Annotated in this window: 13 protein-coding genes and 2 pseudogenes; 9 read left to right on the forward strand and 6 right to left on the reverse strand. The window is 63.9% G+C overall.

The genetic code is table 11. From position 1 onward, the window contains the following. Positions 1–9 precede the first annotated feature (9 nt). Positions 10–840: an adenylate/guanylate cyclase domain-containing protein gene (locus ACKUB9_RS33510; RefSeq protein ID WP_407530901.1), complete on the reverse strand. Its 831-nt coding sequence runs from the start codon at positions 838–840 to the stop codon at positions 10–12. A 288-nt stretch (positions 841–1,128) separates the two neighbouring features. Here ACKUB9_RS33510 and ACKUB9_RS33515 point away from each other — a divergent pair, with 288 nt between their 5' ends. Then, positions 1,129–2,118: an ABC transporter substrate-binding protein gene (locus tag ACKUB9_RS33515; RefSeq protein WP_407530903.1), complete on the forward strand. Its 990-nt coding sequence runs from the start codon at positions 1,129–1,131 to the stop codon at positions 2,116–2,118. 360 nt (positions 2,119–2,478) lie between these two features. Here ACKUB9_RS33515 and ACKUB9_RS33520 read toward each other — a convergent pair whose 3' ends face one another. After that, entirely contained in the window at positions 2,479–2,790 is a 312-nt protein-coding gene (locus ACKUB9_RS33520) for a hypothetical protein (protein WP_407530905.1), read from the reverse strand. 173 nt (positions 2,791–2,963) lie between these two features. Then, positions 2,964–3,221: a hypothetical protein gene (locus tag ACKUB9_RS33525; protein WP_407530907.1), complete on the reverse strand. Its 258-nt coding sequence runs from the start codon at positions 3,219–3,221 to the stop codon at positions 2,964–2,966. A gap of 189 nt (positions 3,222–3,410) precedes the next feature. Here ACKUB9_RS33525 and ACKUB9_RS33530 point away from each other — a divergent pair, with 189 nt between their 5' ends. Beyond that, entirely contained in the window at positions 3,411–3,590 is a 180-nt protein-coding gene (locus ACKUB9_RS33530; protein ID WP_407530908.1) for a CsbD family protein, read from the forward strand. A 1,205-nt stretch (positions 3,591–4,795) separates the two neighbouring features. Further along, entirely contained in the window at positions 4,796–5,098 is a 303-nt protein-coding gene (locus ACKUB9_RS33535; RefSeq protein WP_407530910.1) for a hypothetical protein, read from the forward strand. Positions 5,099–5,253: 155 nt separating this feature from the next. Here ACKUB9_RS33535 and ACKUB9_RS33540 read toward each other — a convergent pair whose 3' ends face one another. After that, positions 5,254–5,565 carry an ArsR/SmtB family transcription factor gene (locus ACKUB9_RS33540; RefSeq protein WP_407530912.1) on the reverse strand — a complete coding sequence of 104 codons (312 nt, stop codon included), beginning with the start codon at positions 5,563–5,565 and terminating at the stop codon, positions 5,254–5,256. Positions 5,566–5,795: 230 nt separating this feature from the next. Here ACKUB9_RS33540 and ACKUB9_RS33545 point away from each other — a divergent pair, with 230 nt between their 5' ends. From ACKUB9_RS33545 to ACKUB9_RS34455, 3 genes and pseudogenes are all read left to right on the forward strand, one after another. Further along, positions 5,796–6,263, forward strand: a complete 468-nt coding sequence (locus ACKUB9_RS33545; protein ID WP_407530914.1) for a GyrI-like domain-containing protein — start codon at positions 5,796–5,798, stop codon at positions 6,261–6,263. A 199-nt stretch (positions 6,264–6,462) separates the two neighbouring features. Further along, positions 6,463–7,137, forward strand: a pseudogene (ctrA, locus tag ACKUB9_RS33550) (response regulator transcription factor CtrA); the annotation flags it as partial. A gap of 5 nt (positions 7,138–7,142) precedes the next feature. Beyond that, positions 7,143–7,241: pseudogene (locus ACKUB9_RS34455) on the forward strand (DNA-binding response regulator); the annotation flags it as partial. A gap of 50 nt (positions 7,242–7,291) precedes the next feature. On the opposite strand, the gene ACKUB9_RS33555 reads toward ACKUB9_RS34455, so the two are convergent. Then, positions 7,292–7,534: a hypothetical protein gene (locus ACKUB9_RS33555; protein WP_407530918.1), complete on the reverse strand. Its 243-nt coding sequence runs from the start codon at positions 7,532–7,534 to the stop codon at positions 7,292–7,294. A gap of 193 nt (positions 7,535–7,727) precedes the next feature. After that, a complete protein-coding gene (locus ACKUB9_RS33560) occupies positions 7,728–7,901 on the reverse strand; it encodes a hypothetical protein (RefSeq protein ID WP_407530920.1) in 174 nt (57 codons plus the stop codon). Positions 7,902–8,012: 111 nt separating this feature from the next. On the opposite strand from ACKUB9_RS33560, the gene ACKUB9_RS33565 reads away from it, so the two are divergent. The 3 genes from ACKUB9_RS33565 to ACKUB9_RS33575 form a co-directional block, all read left to right on the forward strand. Next, positions 8,013–8,309, forward strand: coding sequence for a hypothetical protein (locus ACKUB9_RS33565; protein WP_407530921.1), 297 nt, complete (start codon positions 8,013–8,015; stop codon positions 8,307–8,309). A 373-nt stretch (positions 8,310–8,682) separates the two neighbouring features. Then, positions 8,683–8,895, forward strand: coding sequence for a hypothetical protein (locus ACKUB9_RS33570; RefSeq protein WP_407530923.1), 213 nt, complete (start codon positions 8,683–8,685; stop codon positions 8,893–8,895). Positions 8,896–8,933: 38 nt separating this feature from the next. After that, positions 8,934–9,538, forward strand: a 605-nt coding sequence (locus tag ACKUB9_RS33575) for a PIN domain-containing protein (RefSeq protein ID WP_407530925.1), incomplete at its 3' end; no start/stop codon positions are given.

Consider the following 9,538-nt stretch of genomic DNA (forward strand, 5'->3'; position numbering starts at 1 on the left):
TCATCGTCCTCACCCCTGCCGCGGAGACCGTCCGCTAACGGGGTGTCTCAAGCAACCGTGGGGCGGAGGAAGCCGCGCCAGCGTCTGGCCGGGAGGCAGCTCAGCAGCGAGGTCTGGCCGTGCAGCCGGTAGAGGAGCGGTTGCTGTGGCCTGCGGAGGCGGCGCAAGCGGCCGTAAGGCGAACCACGCGCCACCCGCGAGGACCGCGATGGCAACTAGGATTGCGGTGACGACGAAGCGAAGCCGGGTCCGCGGCGTCGGCGCGGGCGCGCCTGCTTCCGGCAGGGCGGCGATCGACTCGGGCAGTACAGCGAAGACGCGCACCGGACGGGCGATGTTCTTGAGGGGGCGCTCGCCCCAATCCTCGAAGGCGAGTTGGATGCGATCACGCACCTGATCGCGCACGGTGCGCGAGAAGCACACGCCGCCGCAGGGCGCGATCGATTCGAGGCGCGCCGCGAGATTGACGCTGTCGCCGTAGATGTCACCGTCCGGCTCGACGACCGTCTCGCCGACGTTGAGGCCGATGCGGAAGCGGAGTTGCTGCGCCTCGGGGATGTCGGCGTTTCGATCGATCATCGCTCGCTGAAGGTCGAGCGCGCAGCGGACGGCCCCGACCGCACTGGGGAACTCGGCGATCACACCGTCGCCGGTCGACTTCACGAACCGTCCTGCGTACCGCTGGATCGTGGGATCAATCAGATCACTGCGTAACGCGCGCAGACGGCGCAGCGTGCCATCCTCGTCGGCGCCCATCAGGCGGGAGTAGCCGACTACGTCCGCAACCAAGATTGCGGCGAGATGGCGCTCCGTGGCGAGCTTGGTCGTGTTTCGGCCCATGTCTCTCGGCGCCGATCGTCGTTCTGCGTGACCGCGACCATAGCATGTACTGCGCGAATACGGACCTTCCTTGGCTCGCGCCATATGAGGCCGACGTATGGACCCGGTCCGAAGCTCGCCCTCCCACGAGACGGCTCGATCTCGGCCCAGGAGGCTACGCTGGCGGGTCGGTGACTTCACGCCCGCGCTCTCAGTAGCTCCCTAGCCGTCCGTCTGCCGAGGATGCGCTTGCCAGAAGGCAAGCGCGGAGGAGTAATAGACAGACGATGCAAGCTGACGAGTGGTCGGATGAACCGGCGAGAGAACCTCGTGGTTCTGGGCGGCACGATCCTCTGGCCGCTGACGGCGCGGGCCGATCGGAGGAGCTCGCAGCGCGTGATTGCTCTTCTGTTGGTCCTGCAGGAGGGAGATCCCGAGGCGCCGAAGCGTGTGACCGTGTTCCTTGGCAGCCTGCGCAGGCTGGGCTGGATCGATGGTCAGAATGTTCGTGTGGACGTGCGCTATCTGCGCAGCGACCCCGAGAGGATCAGGATGGTCACTCGGGAGGTCGTTGAGCAATCGCCCGATGTCATCGTGGTGAACGGGACTCAGGGCTTGGTCGCCGTCCGTTCCCTCACGACGACAATACCGGTCGTCTTCGTCAGCGTCACGAACCCCGTCGATGCAGGCTTCGTCCCCAACGTGTCGCAGCCGGGCGGCAACATCACGGGCTTCAGCACGTTCGAGCCGGAGTTCGGCGGCAAATGGCTGGAGTTGCTGAAGGAGATCGCGCCGCATGTGCAGCGGGTCGGCGTTCTCTACGATGTCCTGGCCACGAACTTCGCCACCCTGTGGCGCGGGGTCGAAGCGGCCGGGTCGGTTCTGGGATTCGAGGTCGAGGCGATCCACGCCAGCAACCCGGCGGAGATCGCGGGAGGCATCGAGGCGTTCGCACGAGTGAAGAATTGCGGATTGCTGGTCCTGCCGACCCCCATCAACTCGGTCGAGCGCAAGAGGATCGTTGCGCTCGCGGCGGAACACCGTCTTCCGGCCACCTATCCGTTCGCGTTCTACGCTCGGGACGGTGGGTTGATCGCCTACGGCTTCGACGTCACGGACCTTTTCCGACGAGCCGGCCCCTACGTGGCCCGCATTCTGAGCGGAGACCGACCGGGAGACCTGCCGGTCCAGGCGCCCACCAAGTTCGAGCTTCTGGTCAACCTCAATACGGCTCGCGCACTCGAGTTGACAGTCCCGGCTTCTCTCCTCGCCCGTGCCGACGAGGTGATCGAGGAGTAGCGTGTCTATGATCGGCACCGGTCAGCACGCCGCTCCGAGGCATGGCCGCCTCCACGCTGCAAGCGGCGGCGTTGAGTCACAACATAAAAGGTCCTTCAACACCTTGATTCGGTTCACACCCTAGGGTTCGCAAGGCCGACGATCTATGCAATCGTACGGATTTTTCAGATATCAAGATTGTTAAAAATACATGTTCAACATATTACCGCGCCTCTCTACGGTCATTTTCGAGAGATGATTGCCAACATTCGATTTGTGAGAAACTTTATCAGGTGTAAAGCGAAATTATGCAATTCCATTGCTGCGCTATTCACTATCAGTGTATCACTGTATGTGCTAGAATTTTGATTCACATGTCAATCACCAATGCGATGCGCATCCGACACCATCAGCATCCTGCGTGGTTACAGGCTCCTTGTTAGCGCTGCTCTCAACGCAGCGCCTCACCCAGCGCTTGGCTTCCTCGGCGGTATCAAACAGTTCATCCCGTCGATTCGAGCAAAGACCGAAACCTGCCTCTACGAACCAGCGGCCCGCGAACTCGTCGCTCACCGAGTGATGAAGATGGGCGACGATAGCCACGAGCAATCCGTTCACGAACAGCAGCATGCCGTCTTCATGCCCTCTGTCGGCAGCGATGCGGACTTGGCGCGAATCAATCTGAGGTTTCATGAGCGCCTGGTATATTGAACGCCAAGGTTGCTCCCTGTCATTTGTTAAGGCGCCCTCCAACCGGCGAAGGTTGGCGATGTGCTTAGCCTGTTGCGCGGCGTGAAGTACCGGTTGGCGGAGTTCGCCAGAGCCATCGTGGGTGATCCCAATATGGCCCCCGCCGTCGCCATGTCTCAGTCGCCCTTGTCGTCCCGCGCATCTCTGCGCTGGCTGAGGCGCTCCTCCAGTTCCGTCGCAGCATCAGCGTACAGCTCGAAGCGACGCCCATGCAGCTTCCGCTTGGCGGCACCCTTGGCTGAAGCGGCATGTTCCTTGGCTCTATCCGCCTTCGACCGAAGCTTGTTAGCCAGCTTCTCAAATGAAGCGTCTATCTTCGCTTTGACTTCGGCAGCATCGTCCTTGATCCGCTGAGCGGTCTTATCGGTCGGCATCAGTGTTCCTCAGGTTACAGGCCGCCGCGATGGCTCCAGCGGCTGTTCGTCACGCACAATGAACGTGCGGAACGATTCCGGTTTCCTCAAGGTGTGCCGCATGCATGGCGCTTGCGAGGAACGCTTCACGACAGCCCCTTGTTGGATAACAGGTGCCGAACTCCGGTGCCGCTGAAAGGGGACAGAGCGATGGCTGTTGATAAGGATCGCGTTGAAGGCTCCGCCACCAACATTGGCGGCAAGATCAAAGAAGGCGCCGGCAAGGTGACTGGCGATGAAAAGCTCAAGAAGGAAGGCGTTGTTGACCAAGTGAAGGGCAGCATGCAAAACGCCGCGGGTAGCGTCAAGGATGCTCTGAAGGGCAAGTAGTACCTTACCAATGATCTGGTCCCGCGCCTTAGTCGAGGAATACCTAAGGTGCGGGATTGGCTTCCTGGAAGCCACGATGATGGGAACGCCACGCAGTATATGGTTATCTGCAGCGAACCGTACTGCTGGTTGGTGGCTCGACAAGGGCGATGAGGCCCGCAAGCTCGCACCCGAAGGCGGCGACTGAGGACGACGGACCGGGTCGACCTAACCGGCCGCTTGCACTGGCGCGCATGAAGGAGGTGATGCGGCAGGCCAAATTCACGTTGATTGTCGGTCCGGCCGCTGCTCGCTCGTCATCGCACCCTGCGGATCCAGAGGCGCTCGGCGCGCGGATGAGCGGCGACGACGAGCGCCAGGGCGCCGGCGGCGCCGGCGAGCATGACGATCAGTGCGGACATGGTCTCGGCCCCCTGTCCGCATGATGCGTGAGGCTGACCGCCCGGCCCATGTGACGGCCCGCCGCGAGGCGATCTGGCTCGCGCGGCAGCAGCCGAATCCCGTGCGGGCAGTAGGCATCGCAGGTGAATGCTCCCACGCCGGTCGCTTGCTAGCTCGACCGCAGATCGTCCACTCGTCGTCACGCGCATGCAGACCCGTCGACCAACAAAGCGACCGAGTACCGGCAACTCGCCCAGGATATCCGAGAGCAGGCTGCTTGGACGTCGATGAGCGATGCCCACGCGCAGCTCTTGGAGGTTGCGCAGGGCCTCGAGGCCCTGGCGGATGCCGAGTAGAGCGGACGCGCAGGGAGGCCGATAGGGGCGGTTCTGGGTGCGCCGCGCGCGGAGGCTCGCCGCGTACCATAGCACTCGTTCTGTGAACGGATCACGCCCCTCCCGAACAGTCTTCCAAAGTCCTTGCGGGCGCCTCGCGCCGATCAGCAGTCGAGACTCAGTCTATCTACCTTCTATGAAGCTCGGCGGGCGCCGGGATGTGCTGTTCTAATCTTTGTAAGGGAACCGACCCGCTTCCCATGCGAAGCTAGGGCGTTCGCGCGTCATAGGCTTGGTCGCGTCGGACCACGGGCCGGGTGTCCGGTCCCGCCGATGTGACACCCGGCCCGTGCTGTGGCCCCTGTCCTGCTCTTTGTGGGGAAGTACCCCGCAGGCCATGCGAGGCTGCACGCGCTCCGCAATGTGCTCCGTTGGTTGAGGAACAGCGGGTCGGGTGGCGGACCAGTGCAGCGGCCACGTGCCCGGCCCGTGCTTCCCTTCACCACACAAAGGAACGCCGGCGCGGGGTGTGCCCGGTTCGGCGCTCATCTCCGAGCTGTAGGCGGCACTCACGGCCTCGTCGTCTACATGGAGGGCTGCCTGCAGCAGCACGTCCGCATCGCCATCCACGACGCCGAGCCAGATCGCCGGGACACCGAGCCGATGAGCGAAAAGCCGTGGACCCAAGTCGAGACGGCCGCGGCCAAGTTTCTCTCGCGCCGGTTCACGCTTTCGAGCCCATTGATGCCCGATCCTCTGCCGTGCGGCCCGTTCTTCCGGCTTGAGGCGTAAACGTTCAACGTTCGAGTCAGCTGAATAGAGTTCCATCAAAAAGGCGATCATGGGCTCCTGAGGCTCACCACGCGGCTGGGCCAGACCCATCTGAGTCGCTCCAACGAGGCGGCGACCGCAAAAAGAAAGGCCGCCCTTGCGAGGCGGCCCGAAGTCTAGGGAGGAAACGCCCACGAGGGGCAAACCTCATGTGGGGATCCCTCCAGTGGCGCGACGTGCGCAAGCGCACACGGCCGACGTCCCTCCACCGATCTAGTCGATGTTGTCTTGCGATCAGAAATCATGCTCGAGGGTAGGCCCTGCTGTGTTGAGCGCCTCGGCCCATCGCTCGTCGAGCCACGCGTGGATCGCGCCGATCCCGCGTTGGTCGAGCCGGTAGATGCGGCGTATCCCCTGGGCGCTGTGACCAGACCAGCCTCCTTCAGGACGCGAAGGTGCTGAGAGACAGCGGGCCGGGTGACAGCCATGGTGCTGGCGAGTTCACCGACGGAACGGATCCGTGAGCCAGACGCTCGAAGATCTGCCGCCGCGTCGGATCGCCCAGGGCCGTGTCGAGAAGAGCTTGTGCGTTAGCCGCCACTTACTGTAAGTTTCGGCTAACGCACCGCAATTCCCGCACCTTCAATGTTGCCGAAGGCACTCGCATCCTGCTTGGCTCCTCGACAGAAATGGGCGGCGAGAGAAACGGGAGGACAGTATGTCGGACGGGGCACCCAGCGGTATTGGCGCGCCAGAGATCGTTATGGTCTCGCCCAGCATCACCGCCGTGGAATGGGGAGAGATGTCCTTCGCGGAGATCCCGCAGTTCCAACGAGAGGCCCGTGCTCGGGTGGATGCAGCCCTGGCAGCTCAGGGGGTCAAGAAAGCTGGCCTCGAGGTAACGTTCTCGCTCCCACCGTCGGGCGACCGCATCCGCATCGCGGCGGGCTCGACCATTGCCGGAGGCTTCCGGGCGACCGATCACGTGACTGTGCAGGAGATCCCTGGTGGTCGTGCAGGGCATCTGCGCCTCGAAGGACCCTACACGCAGCTACCAGACGCCTGGCAGGTGCTGATGGCCTGGGTCATCGAGCACAACCACGAACCGGCAGGGCTGAATTGGGAGACTTACGGCGATCCTGCGGTGCCGGTCACCAATCTCTACACTCTGCTCACGTCACGCTGAGCGCAACCTAGCTGCTGGGGCTCTGACAAGAAGTCGGCGTTCGCCGGGAGGCGCGATCATGCGGAAAATGAGAACTCGGAGGGCCGCCCAGCTCGGACACGCGCCGGCGGCCTCGGCCCCACGATGAGCTGCCGCCAAGCCTTAACGGTTTGTTGCCGATGTCCTTATAGAAAGCCTCAATCTCTGGAGGATCCCCCACATGCGTGTGCTGCTGATCGAGGACGACGCTTCGGTCGCGGCAAGCGTCGAGCTGATGCTCAAGTCCGAGAACTTCAACACCTACACCACCGACCTCGGCGAGGAAGGCGTCGATCTCGGCAAGCTGTACGACTACGACATCATCCTCCTCGACCTGAACCTCCCCGACATGTCGGGCTACGAGGTGCTGCGCTCGCTCCGGGTCGCCAAGGTCAAGACGCCGATCCTGATCCTGTCCGGCATGGCCGGGATCGAGGACAAGGTGAAGGGCCTCGGCTTCGGGGCCGATGACTACCTCACCAAGCCCTTCCACAAGGATGAACTGGTCGCCCGCATCCACGCGATCGTGCGCCGCTCGAAGGGCCACGCCCAGTCGGTCATCACCACAGGTGATTTGGTCGTGAACCTCGACCAGAAGATCGTTGAGGTGTCCGGCTCGCGCGTCCACCTCACCGGCAAGGAGTACCAGATGCTGGAACTCCTCTCGCTCCGGAAGGGCACCACGCTCACCAAGGAGATGTTCCTCAACCATCTCTACGGCGGCATGGACGAGCCCGAGCTGAAGATCATCGACGTCTTCATCTGCAAGCTGCGCAAGAAGCTCGCCAATGCCTCCGGCGGTCAGAACTACATCGAGACCATCTGGGGCCGCGGCTACGTGCTGCACGACCGAATGGATNCGCCAATGCCTCCGGCGGTCAGAACTACATCGAGACCATCTGGGGCCGCGGCTACGTGCTGCACGACCGAATGGATGAGAAGCAGGCCATGGCTGGCTGAGCCCTGCGCTCACGACGTGATCGCGGGAGGCGTGCGCCGTTCCGCAGGCTTCACTCCGCCGTCTGACGCGGGACTGCCGGCGAGATGAGGGCCCTGCGGCTCACGGCTGGCCACTCGTCGATCCGCCGCAGCGGGATCCTGGCTTCGATCAGGAGGTCGTCGTCGAGCAGGCCCTGCGCCACCTCCAGCCGGGCCTCCGGGAAGGTTCCCAGGATCACCCTCGCCGCGAGGTCGATGTGTGCATCGCGGTCGGGGCCGAACTCAATCAGCACGTGCTTGAGGGCGAAGAGCATGGTCCAAGTGGTCGCACGACGAGGACGGTCAGGGTAGTGCGCCCAGGCCTCAGTGCCGGGCGCCTCGAGGCCGGGCCGGGCTCCGAGGTGATCGGCGGTCGCACACCTGTCAGCGACTGAGGGGCAGAGGGCGGGTGACACCGGCGCTGAGTTCGGATGCGAGCACCGTGATCACGCCCGGCAGCGGCCTCGCTCACCCGATGTAGGGCCAGGCCCGGAGCGGGCAGGTGGTCTCCGCCGGCGAAGCGGGTCTCGCCGCGTGAACCACCTGGGTCGGCGACGCACCGGACGCCGCCTGGGCCGGGGCGAGGTGGCACCAGCCGGTCAGGATGGCGGCGGCGGTGATGATCCGGATGAGGTTCAGCATGGTCCAATCCCCCTTGGCGGCCGTTGATGACCGCTCGTGAGGTGGAGGTCTAAAGCTGAGCCGTTGCTGAGCGATTGCGCGCAGTGTTGCGTCGCCCGGAAGAGACTGACGATGCCGAATCCCTCGACTGCCTCCGCCTCGCGCTCGACCGCACGCGCGGGCGAGGACCCGCTCGCGGCGGCCGTGAGGACGCTCGACGCGATCCTGACGGCGATCGAGGGTCAGGGCGGCAGTGGCCCCGCCATGGCCCCCCACCGGGCTGCGATCCGCCGCCAGGGACAAGCCCTCGTCGAAGCTGGCGGCTCTGAGGTGATGCGGCACGTGCTGGCCCAACTCGTCGCCTTGTCACCGCGAGGAGCCGAGCGCGAGGCGATCGTCACTGCGGCATTGACCGGGCTTGCTGGTTGACGAACGGACGGGACGCCTGAGAGCGCACCATGATCCGCATCGAATACGCCACAAGCATCCGAGCAGCAGCGCGGCGGTGTAGCGGGATCCAGGTCTCGATCAGCAGATCGTCTGTTGCCTCCAAGTCACGGAGGATGGGAACAACGGGCCCCTGCACCGTTCAGCTTGGGAGTGGGGGCCCCTATCGCCGCTCACATTCTTCAGCTTCTCGGCCGCCTCTTGCCAGCCGAGGAGCTGTTTTCTGATCCCAAGCCTCCTCGCGATTGCTGGCGAGATCACGGCCGCCGCGATCGCACACCGCTCAGAGCCACGTTGAACGCCTGGCTGAGCAGAGCTATCTTCCACTTGCACGAATGCAAACCGGTCGCAAACGATGGTGCCTCCGACCTCCAAGTCGCTCAAGCCAGCCAAAACCACCGAGCGAGAGCTCGTGCGGAGCGAATCGGCTCGGGCCGAGAAGGCGCGGCAGGATTTCGACCTCGTTGCCGGTATGGTGGCAGCTCACCGCCCCTTCGACCCACGAACTGAGCAGGTGGGCGACCTCGAGATGCTCGAGGCGGCAACAGCCCTGACCACCAAGAAGTGACGCCCCACGCGGGCGACGGCGGGCAACGCCCGTCAAGGGTGCTGCGCGTCTGCCTCGATCTAAACGTCTGGGTCGCCGATCTCATCGGCCGCCAGGCGGGTAGGACCGGAACCGTTCTCATGCGCATAGTCGAGATGGTGAAGGCCATGTCGGTCGCGGGGACGCCTCTGCAGCTGGTGATCTCCCAGGAGATGCTCGGCACGCTCGAGGCCGTGCTGATCCGACAGAAGGTGCCTGCATTCCTGGCGGAGCGGTTCTCTGCTGCGGTCAGCAACTTGATGATCAACGGCCCGGAGAAGCTTCAGCCAGCCGTCCTGACCTCAGGCCGCGACCAGTTGGCGATGCACGACCGCGAGGATGCTGGGGTGCTGGCGACCTGCATCGCCGAGCGCGTCGATCTGCTGGTGACCGATAACCTGCGCGACTTCATCACGAAGGACTCCGAGCGGCGCGATACGCGTCTGGTTAGCCGAGCTGATGGAATCACTCGTCAGCTGTATACAGTCCTGCATGAGCGCGCTGATGGTGTGGCGCTCACGATCGCACATCCAATTGATGCCGTTGATTGGCTGATACCAACCCTCACTGATCAGAACCCACGGGCCCAGGCGCGCAGGCCGATGGACATGATGCGCCAGGGCTG

It is taken from the genome of Methylobacterium oryzisoli, from assembly GCF_046557895.1.
In the GTDB taxonomy this organism is placed as follows: domain Bacteria; phylum Pseudomonadota; class Alphaproteobacteria; order Rhizobiales; family Beijerinckiaceae; genus Methylobacterium; species Methylobacterium oryzisoli.